The sequence below is a fragment of the Sporomusa sp. 246TCP1 genome (genome assembly GCF_057319775.1).
In genome coordinates this window covers 681,525-706,561 of record NZ_CM170492.1, presented here as the reverse complement: position 1 = coordinate 706,561, position 25,037 = coordinate 681,525, and the positions used below count along the sequence as shown (strand labels likewise).

Genomic DNA, 25,037 nt, shown 5'->3' with positions numbered 1-25,037 from the left:
AATAATGATATTATCATTATAACTTCGTTTTTATCTTATATAATCCTTCCAGCAGATTCAAATATTTTCTTTCTTGACATACTAAAATATTATATATTTCACAATTTGAAGGGAAACACTATGCCCCAATACCGGTATTTCCGTGTAAAAGTACATCCCCCCTCAAAAAAGTATCGCCTAAACATAAGTCTAGGCGAAAATAAGGTGCAATACAAAAGCTACGCCTTCCAGCGCCATTTACTGCTCGGCTTACCAAAAGAGCGGTTACAATCAAGCACGTTAAAATTCAAATTATAAAATTCCCTATAAAACATTTTAGCTTCGGAAATTATATCAAAACTAAACATTTCTGGATGTAATACATTGGCAATATACATGAGTCCCAATATCCATCTTGGACTGCCAAAATCCCAGCATGGCCCAGGATGAGTATAAATTCGGTGATTGTTTACCGCATCAATATCAAGCATCTCCTCAGGAAACTCGTGATAAAAATCTTCAACCGTAGAAGACAGAAAAGATGAAATAAAAATCACTTCTGGATTTAAAGACTTTAATACATCATAAGTTATCCCCACTCCCGGCCTGCCACTGCCGCTGATTTTCTTATTCTCGCTAATCCCACCGGCGACTTCAATTAATTGATTTTCAAAACGCTCGCCATTTAGACAGAAGTTTGGTTTGCCCATGGCATAATAGACCCGTGGTTTTTTCTTTATGTCGACAAGCGCTTGCTTAATAACCGTCAGTTTCGTTTCCATATAGACAGCAAGTTTTTCAGCAGCAGCATCATGTTGAATTAATTTTCCGAAATGGCGAATCAAACTAATATACGTTTCCGGATTTTGAATATCATGGTGCAGTTTCATTAAGCCGTTACCGGAAAGTACCTCTTCCCAGGCTCGCAACACCTTTTTCTTATCATCTGCGCCAATTGCAATCAATATGGCTTCAATCATCTCCAAGGCTCTAGTAAAAGGATAACCGCCCTGAAAGCCCTCTTCCCGATATAGTTCTTTCGCTCCACTCCCTGTAAAATTAAGCTTACGCCCACAATTGGGGCAAGTATTGCCTTCAGCCAGCCCCACTCCCGCAGCTCGCAATTTGGCACCCATAGGGCCATAAAAATCCCGTTTAAAGATCACCTCGCCACATTCCGGGCAAAAAGTACTGAGATACTCTGTCCCGGGAGAGTTAAAAACATAGACATAAGCCAACTGTTTCACTAAGATATTCCGCAACTCTTCCGTCTCTCTAATTGCCGGTTCCAATAATGGATCAGCACTTTCCAACGGAATAAACCGCATAATCTGTAAAGGGATTTCCCGGGAGATTTCAGATATTTCCCGGGAAAGGCTTACCAATTCCTCCTGATTATGATTGCAATGAATACAGGAAACCTCGACATGTATTCCCCGTTCATATAAGGCTTTAATGTTTCTAAGCACAGGCTCCGGCGTACTACCGCCACACTGCCGGTAAGCCTGATCTGACAGGCCTTTAACACCTATATTGACAAAATCTAATACCTCTGCAATTCGGTTCAGCGAATCACGGGTAAAATAGCCGTTTGATGAAAAGCCTACCAGCAGACCATGTTTTTTTGCGGTTTTGGCAACTTCTACAAAGGTTAGAAATGAAGCTAACGGATCATTCATTAAAAACACAATCCCGCAACATTCGTTATCCACCGCTTTTTTAATCACTTCTGCCGGTGATAATCTATGTAAAATCTTGCTGGCGGCGTCCATTTCCCTGACAATTACCGTAGAAATACAGCCGGCGCATTCAAAATTGCAGCCTGCTGTACTGATCTGTAAAAACTTCCCCCCCGGATAAAAGTGCAACATAGGCATTGTTTCTACAGAAATTGGCGTTGTAATCAGATATTTGTCGGGAAATAATTCAGTAATTGTTTCTTCTTTATTACCGTACATCCCACAAGCACCTATGCCTCCAGCCGGAATTACACAACCTCGTTCACAAATACTGCATTTCATTTCTTCATCACAACCCATAGACCGGCGTCATCCAGAATGATTTCAAACGTTGCTACGCCCGCCCGCTGCAATTCACCACGAAAAAGCTTCTCATTGTCTTTGCTGATATTTTTGCCAACCTTAGCCTTAAAATTTCCCGTCTCAGAGTTTTTATTTCTTTCCTCAATTCTATCAATAATTTCCCTTTTTAGTTCAGGGGTACCAAAACCTCCACCGACAAACGCCATGCCTCCCGGCGTGAGCACCCGATAAATCTCACGGAATGCCCGGGAACGATCCTCCCAAAAAAATATTGATCCCCTGCTTACAACCAATTCAATTGATTGATCGGAATACGGAATAGCGTGCACATCCCCCAATAATGTACGTGCCTTAGCTGTCAGGCCGTTATCACTAATCTTCCGGGTTACGAGTTCTAACATTTCCACAGACTGATCAAAAAAACAAATAGTTAAATCGGTTATTTGGGCCAACGCCAATCCCAAATAACCGCTGCCACAGCCAACATCCAGGCATGTTCCTTTGGTTATACCGGTTTTTCTTTTTATTTGCTCAGCAATAACAGGATAAATCGGAGCAAACACTTCCCGAGCAATTTCATCATATTTTTTAGCATCAATCTTCATTTTGCAAATTCCTTCTTTCCCTTTTTTTATTTCTGAACTATCTCATAAAAAGGCTAGCGCCTATACTATTAATCCAAATAAAATAACAGCTTTACTATTTTCGCATAATAACCCAAAATCCACCTTGCATTGATATCTTAAAATCTAAAATACCCGCCGCCATCAGCGCTTCTATAATTTTTTCGCCAAAATTTTCTCCAGTAAGCTTTTTTCTTTTCTCCTCCCATGAATCGTTGCTTTCCTTCCTTTTTTGCTCAATTTCAGCACGCAACTCGTCGGTGCCAAAACCACCACCTACATAAGCAAAGCCTCCGGGAGCAAGAATACGATATATTTCCGCAAACGCTTTCGGCTTATCTTTCCAGAAGATAAAAGAGCCGCGGCTGATTACCAAATCAACAGCTGAATCATTCAATGGAATATTATGAACATCGCCCTGCAAGGTCTGCATCCTGTTTTCTAATCCCTCTTCAACGATTTTTTTAGCGGCGAAATTCAATGCATTTTCCGAAATATCAAATAAACAAACATCCATCTCGGTAATTTTAGCGAAAGCGATACCCAAATACCCCGGTCCTGTACCAATATCTAAACATTTCCCCTTGGTTTTACCTGTTGTATTTACGATCTGTTCCGCAATCACGGGATAAATGGGAGCAAATAATTTTCCAGCTGACTCATCATAGGCATTCGCATCGAACTTATCCACAAAAAACAACTCCCTCTATTTTATACTCCAGCTAATACCGGCAAAAGAGTGCAGCATGTTAAAACTTCTTGCTCCATTCAACTCCGTACACGGCGCCGACATCATAATAATAGCCACTATTATATGTACTCACATACCTTTGGTCTGTAATATTGCGACCGTAAATAGTCACTTTTGTCTCCGGGTTGAGCATTTTGCTGAAATTAAGATCAACCCGCGTATAGCCTCCTAATGAAACTATTGGGGCATTCTTGGTGGCTTTAATAGCGTTTTTATAGGAATCCACTGTTCGTAGTGTTAAATTGGTGTCAAACGCCTTCCCGTTATGAGTTAACCGCAGTGAATAAACATTATGAGGCATTGTGGCATTATCTGAAGCATTATCTGATCTAATATAAGAATAACTCAGATAATATTTCAATCTATCCGCCAACTTTCCATCCAAACTCAGTTCCATCCCGTGCTGTTTTACATCAGCAGCTGTATAGACATTCACAATATTCGGGTCAGTACCCACCGTATGATCCACTATTTTATAGTCGTCAATATTGTGCTGGAAAAGTGTCAACCCAGCATGGAGATTTTTACTGTAATCGGCATTAATTCCAAGTTCGTATTTGAACCGCACTTCTGGATCAAGCGATGCATTGTTCACCGTGCTCATAAATGCATCGGCCGGCTGTCTGGAATAGGCTACTCTGGTTGACAATTTATACACAGAATCAAGCTTATACGCCGCCCCCAGCGCATAACTAGTCGCATTATTCATCCACATATCACTGATTACCTGCGTACTGGTTCCGGATGGATTATATTTGTCAATTCCTTTGCTAATATGTTTCCGGTCAATTCGCGCACTGGCATCCAAAGTTAATTTATCATTGACCTTTTGCTCGTCGGAAATATAGTATCCGTAAAATTCCTCTTTCCGCTCTTTTCCTGCATAGTATAACTCTCCGGTCGGAGTGTGCCACAAGATAGTCTGGTTGCCAAATTTCAAAGTGTTTTTTCCTGAATCAGAAATAATCGTGTGTGACAGGTTAAATTCGCGCAAATAGTCACGTTCAGGAAAAGTCGAACCTTTCGCCGTTGTTGTATCTGAATGCATGTCATCCCAAGTCTTGCTAAACCCATAGCTAAAGGATGTTGTATGGGCTTTATCCCATAACCGATTTATATCAAAAGAGAGCATTAATGCATTCAGCGGATCATAACCCCAAAGTGAAGTTGACATCACACCGGTGTTTGTAACACCGCGTTGGAAATTTCTTGAGCCGGTATCATAAAATAAGGAAAGATTGCTAGTTAAACCTTCATCAGCATAACCACCTTTTAAATAAAGCGAACTCGAACTAGCATCATTGTACCAATCATCTTTTCCCGCAGTGTGATACCTGTTAAAATCCGCTACGAAATAAGAATTGCTCGATTTCTCGCCATGATAAGTGTTGAATGAGTAAGTCTGATAAGTGCCGTAACTGGCTTTCACTTCAGTTTCCGCCTTCGTCGGTTTTCTGGTTTTAATAACAATAAAGCCGCCGTTTGGCGATCCCTGGGTTGAAGTAAAAGCAGAAACCGGACCCAAAGTCAACATGGTTGGGTCCCGCACAATTTGAACAGATTCCACAACCTCAAGCGGGAAATTTGCTAACTCGCGACCAGCTTGGGTTTGCGGAACATATATGCCATCAATAATCAAACCCAGACTGCCATTGCCGCGAATCTGAAAGAAATTTAAATTTTTCCGGCCTTGAAAAGTCGTCGTCACCCCAAGACCTTGTTCAATCACATCAATTATGTCCTTGGGATGCATCGCTTCAATGTCTTTGCGAGTAATCGTTTGTGTGCCTGCCTCACCACTTTGCGGAATAGCCAGACGGCTATATGCCGGTTCCTTGCCAATTGGTTCCTCAACAATATCTTTTTTAGCTGTTACCAAAACAGGATTCAGTTCTGTACTTTGCTTATCAGTACTCTCTTCCGCCACCGCAGGCAATGTTGCGCTGAATAGCATTAGTGTAACCAATGCCGGAAGCAGCTTTTCCTTTTTCATCATAATCAACTCCTAACTTAAATAGTGTCATGTTAAGCTAATCCTTCCAAAAAACACCTCCCACCCAAAGAATACAACCGCAGTTTTACCGTTGAACGTCGCCATTTCGCAGAGAATTTTTTAATAAATTTTCCACCTCCTGATCAGTCAGTTCATAGTGATAAAATAGTTTATAAAAATTTTTGGTTTCGCTTTTTATATCTATTTTGACGTAGTCAGGATATAAGAGATTAGCCAGCCAGCGAATTCCAAGAAGACGGTTTATTGACGGCGGACGGTCAAACCAGTTGAATGGCTGATTAGGTATATCATACACTTGCCCTGCTTTAACAGCCTTGATATTTTCCCATTTGGAATCATTGCGGATAAAATCATAAAAATTATCGGAATCGGTTGTTTTCGCATATGTAGCGATAATTACATCAGGATTCCACAGCATGATCTTCTCCACAGAAACAGCGGATTGACCAGAACCGGGATTCAACGGAACCTGTGCAACATTGATCCCCCGGACAAAATCAAGTACTGCGGTATGCCGCGAACCGGCGGGATCGGTTGCAAGCCCTGCCGGGCCTTCAGCATAATACACACGCACTCGTTTTTCTTCCGGAACTTTCTCCACCATTGTTTTCATTTCTATAATCGTATTACGGCAATAATCGGCCAGCATCTTAGCCCGTTCTTCCTGCCCCATTAATTGACCCATAAATTCATACGCTTTGTCCAGACTGGTCAAATTCATATTGATCACAATCACCGGTATTCCTAATTGGCTCTGCAGCCTGTCGGCAGCAGTAACTTCGGTAGCATTGTCTATATCTGACATTGTTGCCGAAATGATAATGTCCGGAGCCGTTTTGATAATTTTTTCCATATTAGCACTGGCACCTTCAGAGCCAAATGTTCCACCTACTACCGGTAAGTTCCGGTACGTCTCCGCTATATATTTTGCATTACTCGCCACAGCATTGTTTTGCCCGGCAACTTTGCCCGGATCAAAAGAATACACCATGATTGTACCAATGGGACTCGTCGAATACACTTTCTTTAGGTTACGAGGAACAGTCACTTTTCGACCAATCATATCGGTCACTTCCACTGTAGACCCGCTGACTTGCCTTGAAACCGCATATTGCCCGCACGCAGTCAACAGTAATGCCAGTACAGCAATCAGAAAACCTATGAGCAATTTTCTTGGCACAAATATACCCCCCTTATCTTGTAGCAATCAACTGCACTTTTTTCCTATTCTTAAGCCCAACCTTTCTTTTTGGAATTGATCAATAAATATAGAAAAAAAGGTGCACCAATCAGTGACGTAAGAATTCCCAGAGGAATTTCAACAGCATACAGTGTTCTGGCCAGATTATCTACCAACAGTAAAAAACAGGCTCCCAGCAACATCGCTGCTGGTAACAACACTTTATAATCCGGACCAACAAGCATTCGCGCCAGATGAGGCACAATCAACCCGACTAAACCGATCATCCCGCTTATCGCGACAGCCGAAGCAGTCATCATGGTGGCACACAGGATGACCACAAATCTCACCCTGCCGGTGTTTACACCTAATGCGCTTGCCTCTTCTTCGCCAAACGACATTACATTCAGGTTCCATCTAACTAGCATTACTGCGGCTAACCCCAAGACGATAGGGATACTGGCCACTTCCACATCATTTATGTTGATCGAAGCCAAACTGCCCATCAGCCAATACGTTATCGTCGGCAATTTGGTATAAGGATCTGCTGCATATTTAATCAAAGAAAGAAATGAAGAAAATAGCATCCCGACTATAATCCCGGTAAGAATCATTACCAGCATGGTGTCACCATTCCGGCCGAGCCATACACTTATGAAATAAGTAATCATTACAGCAAGCATTCCGCCAATAAACGCCCCCAGTTGAATACCGACAATGTTATACGAAAGCAATATTGCCAATGCTGCGCCAAAGCTCGCGCCTGCTGAAACTCCTAATATGCCCGGAGATACCATCGGGTTTTTAAACATACCCTGGTAGGCAGCGCCGGACGTGGACAAAGCTGCCCCAACTAATATAGCCGCAATAATTCGCGGCAGACGAATTTTAAATACAACAGTCTCCATGTCGTTTGTCCAATAGTGCGGCAGAGAAATAAATTTTCCCGCGATAATAGCCAAAACCGTTTCAATGGAAATCGGGTAACTGCCAACAACAAAAGACATGAAAAATACCACTACCAACACAACAGGCAATAGTAACAGCTTTAACGTGGCCCCCTCTGGCTGGGAAACGGCTTTTAACAAATTGTCACCCCCGGTTCCGCCGGTATTAGATCAATGCACCCTCCGTTACGCAAGATATCCCGAATAGAGGATAGTTGATGATCCAATTTCTCCAACAAGACCAAATTATGGCGTTCTTGTTCTGAAGTCACAATGACTTTCTTAATTCCACCGTTTTTGATCACCAACCGCTTATCGCCCGTTAATGCCAAAATCGGGTCGTGAGTAGCCATCAACACAATTTTTTGTCTGTCAACCAAAAGTCGGATTGCCTTTTGCCGGTCAATTCCGGCATTTTCAATCTCATCAACAAGTATAATTGGCGATTTGCTCAAATAGGCCGCATCCGCGATCATCAGAGATCGGGACTGTCCGCCGCTTAAGGAAGTAACCGGCGTACCTGGCAAAAACTTCTCACCAGCTAATTCGTTCGCTTTCACAATAATGTTCGTGCAAACTTCGGCCGCATTTTCCACCATTCTGCTTTCAGCATGCATCAAAACAAATTCCTCTGCCGTCAAATCCATGATAAAATTCATATTCTGCGAAAGTTGCGCAACCAGCTTATGTTCGACGGAAAAGCGCCGTTTCACATCAGGCACCTGATTATTAATCAATATCTTACGTTTGGTAGGTGTATCCCGCTGAGCAATCCATTCAATATCTGCCAACAAGCGGCTTTTCCCTGAACCAGTCGGTCCCACAATGCAAATTATTTCACCGGCATTAATTGTTAATAATATATTTTCACGCTGACCGTCTTTGTCTTGTCCGCCAACAATCGTAACAGACTTGACCAACTCCTCCTCAGTCTGCATTTGCTGCATCTGAGTCATAAAAGCGACAAACTGTTCGATAAGATTCTGCCGGTCCATTCCTACATCCTGTGAAGTTTCTTCATCTATAGAAAAAAAATAATCACGAACCCGGTCAAAATCTTTAATTGGCAATGGTAAAGCTTCGAAAAAATCAATCGCATATGGATATGCTGTAAACAATTCTTGGATAGTCATAGAAGACAGCTTTTCCCACACTTAAAAACCAGTCCCTTCTCAGTCCAAATCCATTTTTTTAACGTTGCCCATTTGGAAGTCTTCGCCAATACGAACTTGTCCCAAACAGTAAGAACAAGTGGCTGCAGGCATGGAAAATCGCAACTGACAGCCTATAAGACTTTCAAACGCCGCGGCTTCACAAAGCAATTCTTTCGCTTCCTGAGCCCCTTGCCCGGTAATACCATTGAAGTGAACAATTATCGCTCTAGGATTAGCCTGTTTGACGCGAAAAGCAAAAACTTCCCTTTCTCCTTGTGAGACGATGTCCCCTTTGGTAATTACCACAATATCAGCCAATTTTAGCATGGGCCCGATTTTTTGCGGGGTATTAACACCGCTCAAATTATCAACCACACATACCGCCAAAGCCCCGCGGATATGTGGCGAACAACGGTTACACAGTCCGGCACTCTCGCTGATTAACATGTCAAAGCCTTTACGGTTTGCCCAAGCTACACAATCTTCAATATTGCTGACGAAAAAATGATCTGGGCAAATGTTACCGGAAAATCCAGTCTTGGCAACAATACCTTTTTTTTGATAAAATTCTTGATCCTTTGTCGACAAACAGTCAAATTTCACAACCGCCACTTTTATTTTGTCATGCTGCAAGATTTCAGCAATCTTAGAAATCACTGCCGTTTTCCCTGCAGAGGGCGGACCAGATACAGTAATTAACTGCATGATTCTCACCCCCATCATATACTCTGTGTATTTAAACTTTCCTTGCCGGGATTACACCCACAAGCTGGAGACGAATTGTTCTCCTGACCGCCCTTGGCAGAATAACTCTCCCAACACTGCTTATTTAGTTTCTCTACCAATTCTTCAACATCGTTTTCTTTTATAAAATCCCATCCCAACCATTTAAACTTAGCATTGGCTGCCAATTTATTATTAACATCTGGATGTAGGGAAGGAAAATAGGCATCGGCACAAAGCTGTCCAAAGCGTGAACTGCTTACAAAATCAATTAATTCTTTCAGCTTTTTTGCTTTATCCGCCTTCACCATAAAGAAGAGCGGCATTACCAATGCCCCGTCTTCAGGCCAAACAATCTCTATATTATCTGAAGTACTTATGGCGTTAGCAAAAAAATGAGACATAATGTAAATAGGCGGCACATCCGCCTTGCTGCTCGTCATCCCTTTAATCATCTGCGCGGCATGTGATCCGCTATGTATTGCCCTGCCAAGCGCTTCAATTCCAGCATCACCAAATTCCTTATAAATGTTTAATAATACAACATCGCTAAAAGTGTCCCCGTAAGTGTTCATCAACACCTTGCGCTCATATTCAGGCTTTAACAAATCGCCCCATGTTCTTGGCATCGGCAAATCACCAAGTCTTGACTTATCCACTACCATAACGTTAGTAGTCAGACCGACAACATGATAATTTTCTTCTTTATCAAGCATATCAATGCCTGTCATTTGGTTATTTATCATCTGTCTTTGTGGCGTAACAAAATATCCGGGCTTAACAAATCGTTCAATGAAATTTTTGTTGAAGAAGTGATATCCTTTTGTCAGCACCATATCCGGTACTTCGTCAATGTTCAAAAAATGGGGTATCCATTCATTGAGATGGAGTAAATCGTTGCAGCATGCTCCGGTGTAATAGTTAATCGGTTCTTCACTATTTTTTTGGACTTGCTGGAAGACCGATTGCAGTTCCCGTTCTAAAGGAACTTTTAGACCACAGGGAATCTGAGCGACAAAGTTGAATCTTCCGGAATTGCTATCAACCATAGAGGTGAGAAGATTGTTAGTATTGGTGACATCGGCAATTTTTTCATCTAGTAGATTTAAAAAAGCTTCAGCCCCTATTTGTTTTGCTCGCAACGCAGTCTTGAGCTTAAGTATTGCTCCTAATTCGTTAATAACTTCTACATCGGCAAACGCTTCAAAACCGTTATTGCTAAATACCTCCAACGTCTCAGGATATTTTGTGACAATGTCCTTAATAGTCCAATCAAGCATATTTTCTTTCATTTTGTCCTCCTCCAATACTTTTCTACAACAAAAATAAACATAAATAAACACATTTACTTTTTTAAATCGTTACTATTCATTATTGTTTGTTTTTGTTGCAAATCATTGTCGATATATAGTATACTCATTTATAAAGCTACTGTCGGTAATCTCGATTACCAATCGAAAAAGGTTGTGATAATATTGCAAGAAGACTTAGTCAAACTAGTTTCAAAATTTGCTATATTCTCCGGCATTTCTGTTGATATGTTAAACACGATGTTTGCCTACCTTAAACCAGAATTGTTACATTACTCAGCCGATTCCTATATTATTAAACAAAATGAAAAAATAACTGAATTAGGTATATTAATTCACGGTAAGGTGTCACTTATAAAAGAAAACCTAACAGGCAAATGCATATTATTTAAAGAATTTGAAAGTGGGGATTGTTTCGGAATTAGAGCTATATTTTCGCAGCAAACTAATTGGCCAATATCTATAGTTTCCAAAACTGACTGTACGGTGATGTTTTTATCGCGTGCAAAAATTGCAGACAACAAAAATACTTTTTTAGGGCTTGAACAATTATTACGAAATATGTTAATGTTGGTATCAAAAAATGTTTGTTTTCTCCATCGTAAGCTGGAATATTTTGCGCTCAAAAGCTTGCGAAAAAAAATTTGCATGTATCTTCTGGAACAATATGAAGCTAAAGGAGAAAAAACGTTTACCCTATTATTAAACCGCAATGAATTAGCTGATTTCCTGTATGTCTCTCGCCCCGCTTTATCTAAAGAAATTTCTCGCATGCGCAATGAAAATATTATTGACTTTTATCACACATCTATCACGCTTCGTAATGTGGATATTTTAAAAGAAATCTTAGAATGTCCAGACTAGATTAGCTAAACAGCTTATCTTCCTCAGGGGAAGAAACATTAATTCAAACAATGGTATATTTTTTATGTGTTTTATTTGAGTATTTAAACTAAAATTGCCAAGCCCTGTCCTCGTGGATAGGCTTGGCAATTTTAGTTTAAGCTTTCCTTAATCGTTGATGTTACTATCTAAATACGATTATTCAAAAATTAGTCGAAAACTATATTATCTGACCAATACTGTCTCAAAATTCAAATATCGCTTCATGAGCATGGTGCCGCCACCTTCCGAAACAATGCGTAACACGGCGTCTGTATCAAGTACCCGGGATCCAGCCACATGGGTGATTTTTGTATCCTTGAAGACGTCACCACACAAAGGTGAAGATGGTCCTAACAACACAGCCGCGCGAGGCTCTCCCAGTCCGGCATTTAATCCGTCAAATGTTCCATTGATTAGCGACGTACCAGTAATGATGGCTACCGTACAAGAGCTCAAGACATTGCCGGCTTTTTCAGGGGGAAGCGTATCGCCGTGCTTATCATTTAATTCCAAGATATCAAGCTGACATCCTGTCTTGCGCAATTGGCCTATTACCGGTCCGAAATATCCAACCATAGCTACCCGGTCATTATGAGTAATATTAAGCGACGAGATGACTTCTTCCTTCAATGTCGAGGGGGTTGACAGAGACGCAAGCAAAGCATTTGCTGTCGCCAGGCCAAGCGCACGCGCCAAGCTAGACACCTCGTCGCTAAGCATAGTTAACAATTCTTTTACCGGGCGCCCAACAAGCGTTCCAGCGCCTTGGAAATGGGTACAGCTACTCGGCGAAGATTTTGGAGTCCACGCCACTCCTCCATGACCATTTTCAATCTTTACTGCAGTATACCCAAGCCCAATGCGTACATCTTTAATTGCTATCTGTTCCGCATGGGGTAGCAAAAAATTAATCAGTCGTTTTTGTACAGTCAACAATATTATTTCCTCCTTTATGTAACGATTAGGGATTAAGCAACTACCTCGCTTTGAGGACTACACAGATAGGCCAAATGAACCGTGTTTAAAGCCGGGTGGAAAGCTGTGGTCGGCAATTCGCATTCATTCTGGCAAAGGAGACTGTTTTTTCGACGCATAGCCAAAAAAGTACCCCGGAATACCGGGGCAAAGAGAGAAGGTTTTATGGCATATATTTTATTAAGAGATAACTATTTGAAGAATTTACGCAAATAAGTTGACAGTTCTTCCCATAAAGTATATATTATATACGGTAGAAATTATGAAATATATTTCAAATAATTAGAGGGATTTTCCGATATCAGGGCCTGGGGACGTTACTAATACTTCTTCAACATCAATAGTTATCACGCCTTTAGCTGTTAACTTAAGGGCGGATGCCATCGTATTACCCTGATCAACAAGCGGGCCTTCACTTAAATATGTAGCAGTCCCTTTAAGCTGGTACCCTTGAAGTTTCTCTGCATTATATACTGCAACTGCTACTTTAGAATTATTTTTAATGTTTTCAAGTGTCTTTTTCATAAAAACATCAACAAGCATCAACCTGTTGTCATCAAGCACCTTGGTAAAATATATAGGCACAGCATTTGGGGTATTTCCCGCAGTTGCAAGTACCCACATTTTATTTGCATCAAGAAAAGCCTTAACTTCCGAATTTAATGCTTTCATTACCTATTTCCCCTTTTATTATTTGTTTTTTCTATTTAGGCAGTTGCTAACATTATAATATACCTGCAGTTCCACAAAAACAAGTATGCACTTTTTGGTAACATAGATAACCAAAAGGTAATTAAACCTACTAACTTAGGTTTCACACATACAGTATAATAGGAGAACAATTTATGGAAATAACAAAATGCCCGATAGAGATAACCCTCTCTCTGATAAGTGGAAAATGGACAATTCTCATAATTCGTGAACTACTGGAAGCTGGAAAGCGCTTTGGTGAATTACATAAAAGTATTCGGCCTATCAGCGCAAAAATATTGACACAACAGCTTCGGGAAATGGAAACTAACGGACTTATTGAAAGAAAAGTATTTTCAGAAATTCCACCACGGGTTGAATATTCATTAACTCCTTTAGGTAAAAGTCTCTTACCAATTATGATTGCTATGAGAAATTGGGGACTAAACGCCACTAGTAAACACAAAACCAAATGCCGCTATTGTAAACAATGCGATCCAGTTTAACATTTGACTCGCGCCCAACATGCGTTTTTTCAATTCATAATAAATTTTGCATAGAAGAATATTCCTTGACATACTGGATAGAATATTATATATTAATTATGAAATATATTTCACAATTTGGAAGGAGCACTATGGCTCGCCCACACAAAGAACGTCGCGTTGAACAACTACCACCAACTACTCACTACAAGCCTGCAGGAGTTCCTTTACACAATCTAGAGGAAGTTACCTTAACAATTGAAGAAATGGAAGCTATTCGTTTAGCTGATATCGAACAACTCGATCAAGCCGCAGCAGCGGAACGCATGGAAATCTCCCGCCCCACCTTTCACCGAATTGTCAATACGGCGCATCAAAAAATAGCTGCCGCCCTATGGGGAGGTCATGCGCTTCGGGTTGACGGCGGAACTTTTCGCATCGACCGCCACTGCCAAACCGATCTACGGTATTTTGTCTGCCAAACCTGCGGTCATAAATGGACGTTGCCGCGTGGCAATGGACAACGTTGCCATGATCTCTCATGTCCCGCATGTCAAGCAACAACTGTCAGTCGCGACGATGAATAATTTATTCAAATTATGTAAATTATGTAATATGCCTCATGATTTACAAAGGAGGAAGCTACGTGCTTATCAGCATTGCCAGCGGCAAGGGCGGTACCGGCAAAACAACCTTAGCCTTATTGCTTGCTGCCGCGCATTCTCAGATCACCCTGATTGACTGCGACGTGGAAGAACCGAACTGCCATTTGTTTCTCCAGCCGAAGTGGCAAGGCCCAGGACAGGATATCACCATTATGGTGCCTCGCATTGATAGTGACCGTTGCAACGGTTGCGGCGCTTGTTCAGCTGTTTGCCTGTTCAGTGCCATCGCAGTTTCCGGTAAATCAGCCCTGTTGTTTGACGAACTATGTCATAGTTGCGGCGGTTGCCTGCTTGCCTGCCAACAAAACGCCATCTGCGAAGAGCAAAAGATAATTGGCACCCTTATGACCGGAACAGCTGCCGCCCAGCCTGGCATTCACCTTATAAACGGTACCCTCAAAGTGGGTACTCCCAGCGCTGTGCCGCTCATTAAACGAATGAAACAAGAAAGCTCACAGCTTACAGGCGATATCCTGCTAGATTGTCCCCCCGGCACCTCCTGTTCCATGGTCACTGCCGTCAAAAACAGCGATTTTTGTATCTTAGTTACTGAACCAACTCCTTTTGGCAAACATGATCTGGAATTAGCCATGAACATTACCCACCTGCTCCAAATACCAACTGGTGTTGTGATTAATAAAAGTGATGCTGCTGCTGGCGACGAAAATATTGAAGCCTTTTGTTCAAGCCGTCAAATTCCAGTCTTGACCAAAATTCCGCACAGTCTTTCCTTTGCCAAACAGTATGCTGCAGGTTGCATACCAGCTGACTTTCAAAACATCGCTGCTGCTATCTGGCAACAACTTGAAGCTGAAAGGAGCGCGAGAGCATGAAAGAATTAGTCATCGTCAGCGGCAAAGGCGGTACAGGCAAAACCAGCATCAGCGCAGCTCTCGCCTGTCTAGCACCGCAAAAGGTAATGGTGGACTGCGATGTGGATGCGGCCAACTTCCATCTGGTTAGCGGCGCTACTATCAAGGAAACCCATGTATTTACAGCCGGATTTCAACCACATATTGATATACAAGTCTGTACACACTGCGGCAAATGCACCGACCTATGCCGGTTTGGCGCCATTACTGCCGGTGTTATTACCACACCGCTAGACTGCGAAGGCTGCGGTGTATGCGCCTTTAACTGCCCCGAACACGCTATCGCCATGCAGGAAAAACAAGCAGGCCACTGGTTTATCTCTGACACTCGCTTTGGCTGTTTAATACACGCTGAACTCGGCCTTGCGATAGAAAACTCTGGCAAACTGGTTAGCAAGGTTCGGCAAGAAGCTAAAAAAATTGCTGCCGCCAGGCAGTTTCCCCTTATTATTACTGACGGACCACCTGGCATCGGCTGCCCGGCTATAGCTGCCTTATCTGGCGCCACTTTAGCACTGGCTGTCGTAGAACCATCTTTGTCTAGCATGCATGACTTAGCACGATTAACAGATTTAGTTGCCCACTTCCAATTGCCCATAGCCGTATGCATCAATAAAAGTACGCTGCACCCGGAAAATACGGAGCAAATAAGAACCTGGTGCCACGGCAAAGACATTCCGATATTTGGCCAAATCCCCTACAGTGACACCTTCCGCAGTGCTATTCAAGCCGGAAAAACAGTATTAGAAGTGGTAGATGGTAATGTCACTGAAGAACTGACCGGGCTATGGCAAAACATCGCAAGCCGATTAAACATCCCCCCAAATGACAGAAAATTTGACTCGTTCCGTCGGAAATTTAATATTTTCCGTTAATAAATACATTTCCAGGGAGTCTAGGCTGCTCCCCCTGTGGAACCGGCCATTCACCTGTGAGAAATAGTGCCATACAAAAAATTCTTAAGAAAGCGAGGAACCACACCATGAAAATTGCCATTACTGCGCACGGCGAAGACCGCCAGGCAACCGTCGATTCCCGTTTTGGCCGAGCCGATTATTTCGTCCTTTATGATCAAGAAAATGATACCTGGGACACCGTATCCAATACGCAAAATCTGGAAGCCGCCCATGGAGCCGGCATCCAGGCAGGACAATCCCTGGCCAAAACCGGGGCCAGCGTACTCATCACCGGCAATGTAGGCCCCAAGGCGTTTAAAGTAGTGAATGCAGCAAATATTGCCATGTATTCAATAGGCACCATGAATGGTACTGTTGAAGAAGCTTTAGCAGCTTTTCTAGCCGGTAAATTAACGCTCATCACAGCACCAGAGACTAAGTGAACTAGTTTCAGCATAAAAATAACATTACTATCAAAATATCAAGGAGATGGATTCTGAAATGGCCTGTAATAGTAGTGATCAAGAATTACAAGCACAAGATCAAAAAATCAACAAATTTTTACAAAATGTCAATCACAAAATTTTAGTCATGAGCGGTAAAGGTGGCGTCGGCAAAAGTACAGTTGCTACTAACCTAGCAGTCTTCTTGAGTAATCAGGGCTATAAAGTTGGCCTGCTTGATGTCGATGTGCATGGTCCCAGTATTGCCGGACTCTTAGGACTTACCGGTCTAAGACTTAATACCATTGGCGACCAATTTCAACCGTATCAATATAACGAGAATCTAAAAGTGGTGTCTATTCAAGGCTTATTGAATCAGCCTGACGATCCCCTTATCTGGCGCGGTCCAGTAAAAATCGGCATTATACGTCAATTCTTAGCAGATGTAAATTGGGGGGCACTTGACTTTCTGATTATTGACAGCCCTCCCGGAACAGGGGACGAACCACTGACCGTAGCCCAGACAGTAACTGATTGCCAAGCTGTCATCGTAACAACTCCGCAAGAAATTGCCTTAGCAGATGTACGCAAATCCATCCAATTTTGCAAGAAAGTCAATATGCCGGTTTTAGGCATTATCGAAAACATGAGTGGCTTTGTGTGTCCTTCCTGCGGCAATATGCATGCCATCTTCAAAAGCGGCGGCGGCGAAAAAACTGCAGCTGATTATAACCTTCCCTTCTTGGGACAACTACCGATTGACCCTAGCGTAGTTACCGCCGGTGATGCTGGTCAAAATATCGACACTTTAACCAGTCATACCAAAGAGAAAATGCAACATATTGTTGAACAGTTTCTGCAAAAACTTCCTAATAAACAGAAGGGTGTTGAAAAAACTATGAAAATTGCTATTCCCATAGTTCAAGGAAAACTTTGTACCCATTTTGGTCATTGTGAACAATTCGCTATCATCACTATAGCTGATGGCAAAATCGTCAAGCATGAGACCCTAACCCCGCCCCCTCATGCACCTGGTGTCATTCCTAACTGGGTAGCCGAGCATGGCTGTACCGACATCATAGTCGGCGGCATGGGCGAAGCCGCACAGGCTATTTTAGAACAACGCGGTGTAAAAGTATCATGCGGTGCCCCTTCAGATACGCCTGAAAACCTGGTTGCTGTATACCTACGCGGCGAACTTGTCGACTCCGGCAACACCTGCGACCACGAACACGGCGACCACGAACACGGTCATGGCTGCGGCGGTCATTAAGTAATTCATTCTCTAAGGCCGGGCGTAACTAGCTTATTCTAGTTGCGCCTTTATTTATCCAGATGAAGAGTAAGCAAATAGGGAGGATAGTATGAATATTGCGGTAGCTGCTGATGGGCAAAATTTAAACAGTGAAGTATCTGAACAATTTGATTCATGCAATTATTTACTAATTGTCAATATGAATAACTTAAATGTCATAGCTATTAAAAATGGAGATGATTTGTCAGAAGAAAAGCTTGCTAATGAAGTTATTAACTATGATTGCGAAGCCATTATTACCGGAAAATTAAATTCAACAGCCTTTGAAATACTAACAGCAGCCTGTGTAACACGATTTTTCGGGGTAGGCTACTCTGTAGAAACTGCACTTGATTTAATGGAACAACAATTATTAAAGTATATTAAAAATCCTGAAGGGACAGATAAATGCGAGGGGCATCATCATAAGCATTAAGAAACCTGGTATAAAAGATGGAAGGAAGAATTACGACAATGTATAAAGAAATTGAGTTTTCTGAAAGTCAAAAGGGATTTGGCTTAGCTTTTACTGATCCTTCGACGGGAATTAGGAACTTGGTAGGTATATTTACTACATATGAAGAAGCTAATAAAAAAGGTCAAGAGGGAAGTAAGCAAGCACTAATGATTAGACCGGAAGTTATAATATGGGATAGAAAGAATTACGAAAAATACGATTGGGTATATAATAAATAAGAAAATAGAGGAGGACACTATTGGAAGAGGCCAGAACAAAACTTACTCAACTAGTAACAACCCGCAAATGGAGTGAACTCGTTTCATCATTTAGGTGGAGATCTACTCCACCTAAATGATGAACGCTGCCTATGGAGGCGGGAGCAACATGAGCCCCCAAAGAATTTTCTTGACATTCCCAGTTACGTATTGTATATTTATTATGAAATATATTTCATAATCTGTATGTTGCTCATATACAAACATCAAACTTAAACCGACCTATCAAACTGCTACTGTTTGTCATGATAAGTAGTAAAAAAATTTCGTTAAATTATGAAATATATTTCATTATAACTCAGCGTATACCTGCTCCAACTTTATGCAACGATTGTAGCCTCTTGTTTTAATTTATATGATCAACTTATCAGGTGGCTTATTTATATTTTTTATAAAAGGAGGTTTCTTTGTGAATGAAACTATCAACTCCTTAAAACAGAATACAGCTCAACTTTCTGTGATCGCCACTTCTTTGCTGTTAATTTTAAAACTACTAGTCGGTATGTATACCAGCAGCATCAGTATCACTTCTGAAGCCATTCACACGGCAGTCGACTTACTAGCAACTCTTATCGCCTATTATGCCGTAAGAAAGTCTTCTTCCTCTCCTGATGCCGATCACCACTACGGTCACGGCAAATTCGAAAATCTGTCTGGTGCTTCCGAAGCATTACTTATCATCACTGCGGCTTTGTGGATCATATATGAAGCTTATGAAAAATATAACCATGCCAATTTCCCTGTCTATTTAGAATACGGAATGATCGTTATGCTCGTTTCTATTATAGTAAATTACTTTGTTTCCCGTAAAATGATGCTAGTCGCCAAACAAACTCGCTCTCCTGCCCTGGAAGCTGATGCACTGCATTTACAAACTGACAGCTGGACATCTGGCAGCATTCTAGTTGGTTTATTTTTTCTCCATCTAACTGGCTGGTCTTGGATTGATTCAGCAATTGCTATAATAGTAGGCCTGGTAATTTTAAAAACAGGCTACTCAATGATCAAAAAAAATCTATCTGAACTAACTGATATCTGTTTACCCCCAAATGAAGAACAAATGATTTCTGAAATCATTAATCGACATGATCAGGTGATATCATTACATCAATTACGCACTCGGCATTCTGGAAGTTATCGGCTAATTGATATGCATCTTATATTAGATAAACACATGCCATTAAATAAAGCTCATGCCATCTGCGATCAATTAGAAGCTACCATTAAACACCAGCTCGGTACATGTGATGTAATAATTCATTTAGAACCTGATAAAGGAAAATCGTCTTTTATACCTAACAACTAAAGCACCGAAAGGAGGTGATTTATACAGCTTATTCCTCCTGCTTACCTTTCTTTCTGCATTCCGGACAGTAGCCATAGACATCAAGCTTATGTCCGGCAATTGAAAAATTCGTTTCTTTTTCAAGGAATTTTTCATAAGACTCTAGCGGACAATGATTGATCGCCAAAATTTTTCTACACCTTATACAGACCAAATAGTGCCTATGCACCATTCTGTTGTATTCAAACAGTGTCCTACTGTCACCTACAATACTAAGTTTTGTTACCAGACTTCTATCAGTCAATGCCTCAAGAGTTCTGTAAACAGTAGACAAATTAATAGATATGTCCTTCTCCTTCAATTCAAAATAAACCTGTTCTGCCGCTATCGGCTGCTCGCTTTGCTCCAAAATTTCAAGTATAATAGTTCGGTTTTTCGTGTTTTTTAACCCACTATGTTTTAAATTATCTCCATAATTAGTATTTTTCTTCATAAAAATACACCTCTAATAATCATTACAACCGCCCCTAAATTGTTACAATCTTTTTTTTCTTAATTTCATGCCTAATGAAACACATCGCACACGATAAAAGATAACATATTACCGATAGAATTACTATAGTCGCTCCTGATGCAATATTAATTACATACGAAATCCACAGTCCTGTTATACAAAAAACATTCCCAATAATAACAGCATACATCATACGGTTTCCAAGTTTTGAAGACAGCATCCCTGCGATTGCCGCCGGAGCTGTAAGCAAAGCAAGCACCAAAATAATACCAACCACCCGAATCAAAACTACCACCGCCATTGCGATAAGAACTAAAAGCAGATATTCCAGAAAAGCAGTTTTTATGCCAATTATTGCGGCGAATTCCTCATCAAAGAGATAAGCTTTCCAATCATTAAACAAGACAAGAATTACGAATATCACAATAAGTGTTAAGCTGATGATTAAATAAAGATTTGATTTTGTCACTGACAAAATATTACCAAAAAGATAAGAACTTAAATCAGGAGGATAACCTGGCATCAAGGCAATAAAAAGAATACCCAGAGCCATTCCTAATGACCACAATAATCCTATTACAACATCAGAACGTGCACCGCCTCTTCTTTTAATAAATCCTATGCTCAATGCGGCACATATGGAAAATAAAAAAGCACCGATAATTGGCTCAAATCCCATAAGATATCCTAAACCAACTCCTCCGTACGAAGTATGAGCTATACCGCCACTCATCATAATCAATTTTTTTTCTACTATAACAACACCGATAATTCCACAGATTATACTGCCAAAAATACTTGCATATAAGGCATTTTGCAAAAATTGATATTCAAATATTGCCTCAATCAATTGGTTTCAACCTCCTTATGCTCTTTCAATACCCTGTGAGGCACTCCATGGGCAATCAGATCAACCGAACAGCCATAAAGACTATTTACAATATTCTCCGTAAGTTCGGGTTCTCCATGATAAATCAGCCGGCCGTTTAGGCAGGCCAAGCTGCGGACCTGTGACGAGATAGCGAACATATCATGTGTTACAAGTATAATAGTCATTTTTTTATTCAATTCTGCAAGCAGATTATATATTTGGTCCCGAGAATTTGTATCCACACTGGCGGTTGGTTCATCCAAAAGCAAAAGTCTGGGGTTTACGGCAAGAGCTCTCGCTATAAGCATTTTTTGAAATTGCCCTCCAGACAGTTCCGATATCTGACGCTTAGCAAGATTTGCGATTCCAACCCTTTCAAGAAGCTCATAGACTATGTCTTTATCTTCTTGTGTAAACTTCAAAAAAGGAGACAACCCTCGCTTTAACCGTCCTGTTAAAACAACTTCGAACAACGATATTGGAAATCGTTTGTCTAATGCAGCAAATTGCGGAACATACCCCACTAATGTTTTATTTTTCCCCGGACTATTCCCATAAACTTCTACAATCCCTGAATTTACAGAAACAAGACCAAGAATAGTCTTTAACAGGGTAGACTTTCCTCCCCCGTTAGGCCCTATAATTCCCAAATATTCACCATCGGTCACATCAAAACAAACACCTGCAATTGCAAGTGTTTGCCCATAATATACTGACAAGTTATCTATGTGAATAGCTGTTTCACTCATTGCATTACCTCTGCCATCGTTTCCGCCATTTTTTTAAGATTTTCAATGTAACTCGCATCTAGTGGAGCAAGCTGTATCGCCTTTCCTCCAATTTCCTCAGCAAATGCCCTGGATTGTTTACTGTCGATTTCTTTCTGATAGAAAATAACCTTAATGTTCTCTTTTTTTGCAAGATCAACCATTTCTTGTAACTGTTGTGCCGTTGCTTCTTTACCGTTCTTCTCCAATGCATACATTTGCAGTCCATAATCGTCGGCAAGATATCCAAAGGCTGGGTGATATACAATAAACTTCTTACTTTGCACACCATTAAGGGCTGATGTTATTTGTTTATCAACTTCGTCAAGCTGCTTGATATATGCTGCGGCATTTTTAGTGTATGTTTCTTTGTTTGCTTTATCAAAATCGCCCATCTCCTGAGCAATTGTTTCTACCATTACTTTAACTCTCTTTGGTGAAAGCCATATATGCGGATCCCTTTCGCCAGATTCAAATTTTCTATCGGAATAAACCGAAGCAACCTTATCCTGAAAAGAAATTACTTTGACATTTCCGATGTTAGGCAAAATATTTGCTTTTTCTGTCGGAACTCCAATAGAAAAATAAAGCGCAGCTTTACTAAACAGTTCTTTCTCTTTTGGGGTCGGCTCATAGTTTTCCGGGCTATTTCCTGGGGGAACCATGGTAATTACCTTCACCAAATCTTTGCAAACTGCTTCCACAAAAGTTTTTTCCGGAATAATAGTTACTGCAATGATTGTTTTTTCACCCGTTTGTTTTGCTGCCTGTTCATTACTACTACAACCGGTCACTAAGAAGAAACAACATACAATCACTAAACTCAACACAGTAAATATAACGTTTTTTGTTTTCATTCTTATCCACCTTTTACAATTAATAAACGCAAATGCAAACTATTTGCATTTATTATATTATACCAATAACTATATGTCAATATTTTCTTTGGTATATTTTTACAAGAAAAAAGGCTAGTCTTATATTTAAAAATCCCATTTCATTTCTTGACATTCACCACTCAGTATTATATACTAATTATGAAATATAGTTCATAATTAGTATGGATATATATAAGTCCCTCCACTATAAAGAACTCGCTTTAAACACTAGCCGCCATTCGCTTGGCGGATATCGAATAATTGACTCAGGCCACAGGAACCGAACAAATGGAAGTATCCTACTATTCATTATATTGTATTATATTGTTAGAATGATTCTGTTACACCATACAAAAGCAACACATCGATTGCGCACCAATGAAACACATGTTTTGCTTTGCCTGCAAAGAAAAGAATAAATTAAATTTTTTCGCCAGATTATGAAATATATTTCATTTGTTAAATATGAGGAGGAGGTATTTAATGTACTCCAAAACAGTTATGGAGCATTTCACTTCACCCCAAAATGTCGGACACATGCCAGATGCAGATGGTGTGGGAAACATAGGAGAACCCGGCTGTGGTGACAATTGCGTAATCTTTATCAAAATTCGAGAAAATACCATCCACGACATTAGTTTTCTTATTTTTGGTTGTGTATCCGCCATCGCTTGCGGCAGTATGACGACCGTACTCGCCAAAGGAAAAACCATCCGGGCAGCTCTAGAAATCACCGAACAGAATATTATTGATGCCTTAGATGGCTTACCCGAAGCGAAACAACACTGTTCTAATTTAGGGGTAGCCGCTCTACAGGCAGCCATCCAAGATTATTTTATCAAACAGGAACAAAGTCTGAAAGAGCACTATTAATTTTCCATCATGCTACATTCCCATTCCAATTCTTATGAAAGGAGGTGATTTTTATGCCAAGAGGAGACGGAACAGGCCCTTGGGGCACTGGACCACAAGGCCGTGGACGCGGTGGTTGCCAACGAATGGGGTTTGGCAATGGCTTTGGTCGTGGTCGCGGCCGCGGCATGCAAGGCGGCTTTAGCTTTACTAGTAACACAACTCCCTTAGCGCCCGAAACCATGGAAGCCCAGGCAGAACGCTTGGAAGCACAAGCAGCTAACCTGCGTAATCTAGCCAAGCAAAACCGCAAGACCGAATAGTCATTGAACCCTAGCTCTTCGCTATTGATAAGCACAGAGGATTCATTTCCCGCTTCCCCATCTGTCAGCTTACGTAGCGAAGAGCCCTTCATTATACATCATATTAAGGAGCCTAAAATAATGACCAAATATATCCCACATGGCGTATGCTGTAAAGAAATATACTTTGATGTTGAAAACGGTCTCTTAAAAAATGTGAAATTCATTGGTGGTTGTCCGGGAAATCTAAAAGCCATCAGCAAAATAATTGAAGGAATGCCGGTAAAAGAAATCATTGCCAAATTCAAAGGCAATCTGTGCCGCAACCAAACTTCCTGTGCCGATCAATTAGCACAGGCATTAGAAAATTATGGAAACGAAGTACGCGATTGAGATACTAAACATCGCCGTCAAAACCATGACCCAATCTGAAAAAAGCGAGGAAAAATAAGATGAAAATTGCCATTACAGCGCATGGCGAAAACCGCCAGTCGGCAGTCGATTCCCGATTTAGCCTGGCCAACTATTTCGTCCTCTATGATGAGGAAAGTAACACTTGGTCGTCCCTAGCCCTAACTAACATACAAAATCCAGAACATACCCAAAGATCAAGCATCCAATCAAGCCAGAACTTAGCAAAAACCGGAGCTAAGGTTCTCATCACCGGCCATGTTGGCCCCAAAGCCTTTAAGGTATTACAGTCCGAACAAATCGCCCTGTATTCTGTAGGCGAAATGAATAGCACCGTGGAGGAGGCTCTGGCAGCATTCCAATCCGGCAAACTGTCAGACCTCAATGTGCCAAATGCACTAGACTTTAAAAAATAATGTATCGTCATATGCAACAAGGTATGTACCTATATATTCATTTTGGCCACTGCAAACATTTGTCTACCGCAACTGTAG

Annotated in this window: 29 protein-coding genes; 14 read left to right on the top strand and 15 right to left on the bottom strand. The window is 41.1% G+C overall.

Features of this window, described 5'->3' with window-relative positions; translation table 11 throughout:
- Positions 1–218: 218 nt before the first annotated feature.
- The 9 genes from AC1ECB_RS03360 to AC1ECB_RS03320 form a co-directional block, all read right to left on the bottom strand.
- Positions 219–2,018 (bottom strand): radical SAM protein, encoded by a 1,800-nt coding sequence (locus AC1ECB_RS03360; protein WP_485667460.1) that lies wholly within the window; start codon positions 2,016–2,018, stop codon positions 219–221.
- The gene (locus AC1ECB_RS03355; RefSeq protein ID WP_485667459.1) at positions 1,997–2,626 is read right to left on the bottom strand and encodes a class I SAM-dependent methyltransferase; all 630 of its coding nucleotides are present in this window, start codon (positions 2,624–2,626) and stop codon (positions 1,997–1,999) included. The genes AC1ECB_RS03360 and AC1ECB_RS03355 overlap by 22 nt, the downstream gene beginning before the upstream one ends.
- Before the next feature lie 94 nt (positions 2,627–2,720).
- Positions 2,721–3,335, bottom strand: a complete 615-nt coding sequence (locus tag AC1ECB_RS03350) for a class I SAM-dependent methyltransferase (protein ID WP_485667458.1) — start codon at positions 3,333–3,335, stop codon at positions 2,721–2,723.
- A gap of 58 nt (positions 3,336–3,393) precedes the next feature.
- Positions 3,394–5,391, bottom strand: coding sequence for a TonB-dependent receptor plug domain-containing protein (locus AC1ECB_RS03345; RefSeq protein ID WP_485667457.1), 1,998 nt, complete (start codon positions 5,389–5,391; stop codon positions 3,394–3,396).
- An 82-nt stretch (positions 5,392–5,473) separates the two neighbouring features.
- On the bottom strand, positions 5,474–6,589 hold the full coding sequence (locus AC1ECB_RS03340; protein ID WP_485667456.1) for an ABC transporter substrate-binding protein: 1,116 nt from the start codon (positions 6,587–6,589) through the stop codon (positions 5,474–5,476).
- 50 nt (positions 6,590–6,639) lie between these two features.
- Positions 6,640–7,677, bottom strand: coding sequence for a FecCD family ABC transporter permease (locus tag AC1ECB_RS03335; RefSeq protein WP_485667455.1), 1,038 nt, complete (start codon positions 7,675–7,677; stop codon positions 6,640–6,642).
- Positions 7,671–8,690 (bottom strand): ATP-binding cassette domain-containing protein, encoded by a 1,020-nt coding sequence (locus tag AC1ECB_RS03330; protein ID WP_485667454.1) that lies wholly within the window; start codon positions 8,688–8,690, stop codon positions 7,671–7,673. The genes AC1ECB_RS03335 and AC1ECB_RS03330 overlap by 7 nt, the downstream gene beginning before the upstream one ends.
- Positions 8,691–8,708: 18 nt before the next feature.
- Entirely contained in the window at positions 8,709–9,395 is a 687-nt protein-coding gene (locus AC1ECB_RS03325) for a GTP-binding protein (protein ID WP_021167140.1), read from the bottom strand.
- A 14-nt stretch (positions 9,396–9,409) separates the two neighbouring features.
- The gene (locus tag AC1ECB_RS03320) at positions 9,410–10,705 is read right to left on the bottom strand and encodes an ABC transporter substrate-binding protein (protein ID WP_485667453.1); all 1,296 of its coding nucleotides are present in this window, start codon (positions 10,703–10,705) and stop codon (positions 9,410–9,412) included.
- 183 nt (positions 10,706–10,888) lie between these two features.
- On the opposite strand from AC1ECB_RS03320, the gene AC1ECB_RS03315 reads away from it, so the two are divergent.
- Positions 10,889–11,587 (top strand): Crp/Fnr family transcriptional regulator, encoded by a 699-nt coding sequence (locus tag AC1ECB_RS03315; protein WP_485667452.1) that lies wholly within the window; start codon positions 10,889–10,891, stop codon positions 11,585–11,587.
- Positions 11,588–11,791: 204 nt separating this feature from the next.
- On the opposite strand, the gene AC1ECB_RS03310 is transcribed toward AC1ECB_RS03315, so the two are convergent.
- Both AC1ECB_RS03310 and AC1ECB_RS03305 read right to left on the bottom strand, forming a co-directional pair.
- Entirely contained in the window at positions 11,792–12,544 is a 753-nt protein-coding gene (locus tag AC1ECB_RS03310; protein ID WP_485667451.1) for a Rossmann-like domain-containing protein, read from the bottom strand.
- Positions 12,545–12,865: 321 nt separating this feature from the next.
- Positions 12,866–13,255: a pyridoxamine 5'-phosphate oxidase family protein gene (locus AC1ECB_RS03305; protein ID WP_021167136.1), complete on the bottom strand. Its 390-nt coding sequence runs from the start codon at positions 13,253–13,255 to the stop codon at positions 12,866–12,868.
- A gap of 173 nt (positions 13,256–13,428) precedes the next feature.
- On the opposite strand from AC1ECB_RS03305, the gene AC1ECB_RS03300 reads away from it, so the two are divergent.
- The 9 genes from AC1ECB_RS03300 to AC1ECB_RS03260 all read left to right on the top strand — a co-directional run bounded on the left by AC1ECB_RS03300 (position 13,429) and on the right by AC1ECB_RS03260 (position 19,969).
- Positions 13,429–13,779: a winged helix-turn-helix transcriptional regulator gene (locus AC1ECB_RS03300; RefSeq protein WP_485667450.1), complete on the top strand. Its 351-nt coding sequence runs from the start codon at positions 13,429–13,431 to the stop codon at positions 13,777–13,779.
- A gap of 131 nt (positions 13,780–13,910) precedes the next feature.
- Positions 13,911–14,345: a DUF134 domain-containing protein gene (locus tag AC1ECB_RS03295; RefSeq protein WP_485667449.1), complete on the top strand. Its 435-nt coding sequence runs from the start codon at positions 13,911–13,913 to the stop codon at positions 14,343–14,345.
- Between the two features lie 59 nt (positions 14,346–14,404).
- On the top strand, positions 14,405–15,256 hold the full coding sequence (locus tag AC1ECB_RS03290; protein ID WP_485667448.1) for a nucleotide-binding protein: 852 nt from the start codon (positions 14,405–14,407) through the stop codon (positions 15,254–15,256).
- A complete protein-coding gene (locus AC1ECB_RS03285) occupies positions 15,253–16,170 on the top strand; it encodes an ATP-binding protein (protein ID WP_485667447.1) in 918 nt (305 codons plus the stop codon). The genes AC1ECB_RS03290 and AC1ECB_RS03285 overlap by 4 nt, the downstream gene beginning before the upstream one ends.
- Before the next feature lie 107 nt (positions 16,171–16,277).
- On the top strand, positions 16,278–16,634 hold the full coding sequence (locus tag AC1ECB_RS03280; RefSeq protein WP_485667446.1) for a NifB/NifX family molybdenum-iron cluster-binding protein: 357 nt from the start codon (positions 16,278–16,280) through the stop codon (positions 16,632–16,634).
- Positions 16,635–16,692: 58 nt separating this feature from the next.
- Positions 16,693–17,907 (top strand): iron-sulfur cluster carrier protein MrpORP, encoded by a 1,215-nt coding sequence (locus AC1ECB_RS03275; RefSeq protein WP_485667445.1) that lies wholly within the window; start codon positions 16,693–16,695, stop codon positions 17,905–17,907.
- Between the two features lie 91 nt (positions 17,908–17,998).
- Positions 17,999–18,364 (top strand): NifB/NifX family molybdenum-iron cluster-binding protein, encoded by a 366-nt coding sequence (locus tag AC1ECB_RS03270; protein ID WP_485667444.1) that lies wholly within the window; start codon positions 17,999–18,001, stop codon positions 18,362–18,364.
- 38 nt (positions 18,365–18,402) lie between these two features.
- Positions 18,403–18,624 carry a hypothetical protein gene (locus AC1ECB_RS03265; RefSeq protein ID WP_485667443.1) on the top strand — a complete coding sequence of 74 codons (222 nt, stop codon included), beginning with the start codon at positions 18,403–18,405 and terminating at the stop codon, positions 18,622–18,624.
- Positions 18,625–19,072: 448 nt separating this feature from the next.
- Positions 19,073–19,969, top strand: a complete 897-nt coding sequence (locus tag AC1ECB_RS03260) for a cation diffusion facilitator family transporter (protein ID WP_485667442.1) — start codon at positions 19,073–19,075, stop codon at positions 19,967–19,969.
- Positions 19,970–19,997: 28 nt separating this feature from the next.
- Here the strand turns inward: AC1ECB_RS03260 and AC1ECB_RS03255 are convergent, their stop codons facing one another.
- The 4 genes from AC1ECB_RS03255 to AC1ECB_RS03240 are packed head-to-tail and all read right to left on the bottom strand — an operon-like array spanning position 19,998 to position 22,957.
- Positions 19,998–20,441, bottom strand: coding sequence for a Fur family transcriptional regulator (locus AC1ECB_RS03255; RefSeq protein WP_485667441.1), 444 nt, complete (start codon positions 20,439–20,441; stop codon positions 19,998–20,000).
- Positions 20,442–20,475: 34 nt separating this feature from the next.
- Positions 20,476–21,312, bottom strand: a complete 837-nt coding sequence (locus AC1ECB_RS03250) for a metal ABC transporter permease (RefSeq protein WP_485667440.1) — start codon at positions 21,310–21,312, stop codon at positions 20,476–20,478.
- On the bottom strand, positions 21,309–22,082 hold the full coding sequence (locus AC1ECB_RS03245) for a metal ABC transporter ATP-binding protein (RefSeq protein ID WP_485667439.1): 774 nt from the start codon (positions 22,080–22,082) through the stop codon (positions 21,309–21,311). The genes AC1ECB_RS03250 and AC1ECB_RS03245 overlap by 4 nt, the downstream gene beginning before the upstream one ends.
- Positions 22,079–22,957 (bottom strand): metal ABC transporter solute-binding protein, Zn/Mn family, encoded by an 879-nt coding sequence (locus tag AC1ECB_RS03240; RefSeq protein ID WP_485667438.1) that lies wholly within the window; start codon positions 22,955–22,957, stop codon positions 22,079–22,081. The genes AC1ECB_RS03245 and AC1ECB_RS03240 overlap by 4 nt, the downstream gene beginning before the upstream one ends.
- 504 nt (positions 22,958–23,461) lie before the next feature.
- On the opposite strand from AC1ECB_RS03240, the gene AC1ECB_RS03235 reads away from it, so the two are divergent.
- From AC1ECB_RS03235 to AC1ECB_RS03220, 4 genes are all read left to right on the top strand, one after another.
- Positions 23,462–23,851, top strand: coding sequence for an iron-sulfur cluster assembly scaffold protein (locus AC1ECB_RS03235; RefSeq protein WP_485667437.1), 390 nt, complete (start codon positions 23,462–23,464; stop codon positions 23,849–23,851).
- Positions 23,852–23,904: 53 nt separating this feature from the next.
- Positions 23,905–24,153, top strand: coding sequence for a DUF5320 family protein (locus AC1ECB_RS03230; protein ID WP_485667436.1), 249 nt, complete (start codon positions 23,905–23,907; stop codon positions 24,151–24,153).
- 120 nt (positions 24,154–24,273) lie between these two features.
- Complete coding sequence (locus tag AC1ECB_RS03225) at positions 24,274–24,525, top strand: TIGR03905 family TSCPD domain-containing protein (RefSeq protein ID WP_021167125.1); 252 nt, start codon at positions 24,274–24,276, stop codon at positions 24,523–24,525.
- 59 nt (positions 24,526–24,584) lie between these two features.
- Positions 24,585–24,959, top strand: coding sequence for a NifB/NifX family molybdenum-iron cluster-binding protein (locus AC1ECB_RS03220; RefSeq protein WP_485667435.1), 375 nt, complete (start codon positions 24,585–24,587; stop codon positions 24,957–24,959).
- Positions 24,960–25,037: the final 78 nt, after the last annotated feature.

Coding starts and splice junctions, on each gene's coding strand:
- AC1ECB_RS03360 (WP_485667460.1), bottom strand. CDS start 2,018: ATGGGTTGTGATGAAGAAATGAAATGCAGTATTTGTGAACGAGGTTGT.
- AC1ECB_RS03355 (WP_485667459.1), bottom strand. CDS start 2,626: ATGAAGATTGATGCTAAAAAATATGATGAAATTGCTCGGGAAGTGTTT.
- AC1ECB_RS03345 (WP_485667457.1), bottom strand. CDS start 5,391: ATGATGAAAAAGGAAAAGCTGCTTCCGGCATTGGTTACACTAATGCTA.
- AC1ECB_RS03325 (WP_021167140.1), bottom strand. CDS start 9,395: ATGCAGTTAATTACTGTATCTGGTCCGCCCTCTGCAGGGAAAACGGCA.
- AC1ECB_RS03320 (WP_485667453.1), bottom strand. CDS start 10,705: ATGAAAGAAAATATGCTTGATTGGACTATTAAGGACATTGTCACAAAA.
- AC1ECB_RS03305 (WP_021167136.1), bottom strand. CDS start 13,255: ATGAAAGCATTAAATTCGGAAGTTAAGGCTTTTCTTGATGCAAATAAA.
- AC1ECB_RS03300 (WP_485667450.1), top strand. CDS start 13,429: ATGGAAATAACAAAATGCCCGATAGAGATAACCCTCTCTCTGATAAGT.
- AC1ECB_RS03295 (WP_485667449.1), top strand. CDS start 13,911: ATGGCTCGCCCACACAAAGAACGTCGCGTTGAACAACTACCACCAACT.
- AC1ECB_RS03285 (WP_485667447.1), top strand. CDS start 15,253: ATGAAAGAATTAGTCATCGTCAGCGGCAAAGGCGGTACAGGCAAAACC.
- AC1ECB_RS03280 (WP_485667446.1), top strand. CDS start 16,278: ATGAAAATTGCCATTACTGCGCACGGCGAAGACCGCCAGGCAACCGTC.
- AC1ECB_RS03275 (WP_485667445.1), top strand. CDS start 16,693: ATGGCCTGTAATAGTAGTGATCAAGAATTACAAGCACAAGATCAAAAA.
- AC1ECB_RS03270 (WP_485667444.1), top strand. CDS start 17,999: ATGAATATTGCGGTAGCTGCTGATGGGCAAAATTTAAACAGTGAAGTA.
- AC1ECB_RS03265 (WP_485667443.1), top strand. CDS start 18,403: ATGTATAAAGAAATTGAGTTTTCTGAAAGTCAAAAGGGATTTGGCTTA.
- AC1ECB_RS03255 (WP_485667441.1), bottom strand. CDS start 20,441: ATGAAGAAAAATACTAATTATGGAGATAATTTAAAACATAGTGGGTTA.
- AC1ECB_RS03245 (WP_485667439.1), bottom strand. CDS start 22,082: ATGAGTGAAACAGCTATTCACATAGATAACTTGTCAGTATATTATGGG.
- AC1ECB_RS03240 (WP_485667438.1), bottom strand. CDS start 22,957: ATGAAAACAAAAAACGTTATATTTACTGTGTTGAGTTTAGTGATTGTA.
- AC1ECB_RS03235 (WP_485667437.1), top strand. CDS start 23,462: ATGTACTCCAAAACAGTTATGGAGCATTTCACTTCACCCCAAAATGTC.
- AC1ECB_RS03230 (WP_485667436.1), top strand. CDS start 23,905: ATGCCAAGAGGAGACGGAACAGGCCCTTGGGGCACTGGACCACAAGGC.
- AC1ECB_RS03225 (WP_021167125.1), top strand. CDS start 24,274: ATGACCAAATATATCCCACATGGCGTATGCTGTAAAGAAATATACTTT.
- AC1ECB_RS03220 (WP_485667435.1), top strand. CDS start 24,585: ATGAAAATTGCCATTACAGCGCATGGCGAAAACCGCCAGTCGGCAGTC.